The sequence below is a fragment of the Shewanella sp. TB7-MNA-CIBAN-0143 genome (genome assembly GCF_040310065.1).
GTDB lineage: Bacteria > Pseudomonadota > Gammaproteobacteria > Enterobacterales > Shewanellaceae > Shewanella.
Genome location: NZ_JBEOPL010000175.1, coordinates 1 through 231 on the forward strand (window position 1 = coordinate 1; position 231 = coordinate 231).

1 protein-coding gene is annotated in these 231 nt (G+C 40.7%); it reads left to right on the top strand.

What is annotated here, in order from left to right; all coding sequences use genetic code 11:
* Positions 1-231 (top strand): RsmG family class I SAM-dependent methyltransferase (locus AAEY97_RS21555; RefSeq protein ID WP_351001453.1); only part of this gene is annotated, 231 nt, incomplete at both ends.

Here is a 231-nt window from a genome sequence, read left to right on the forward strand (position 1 = left end):
CGTCACTCCGGTGCAGTCAAGAGTTGAAGAATATCAGCCAAGTGTTAAATTAGATGGTGTACTCAGTCGCGCATTTGCTTCATTGCAAGATATGGTTGACTGGTGTGGACACTTAATTGATCATTCAGGAAAATTTATTGCCCTTAAAGGTGTGTTCCCTAGCGAAGAGCTAGAGTCATTACCGACTGGCGTTAAGTTTGAGCAAAAAATTGCATTAGAAGTACCTAATTT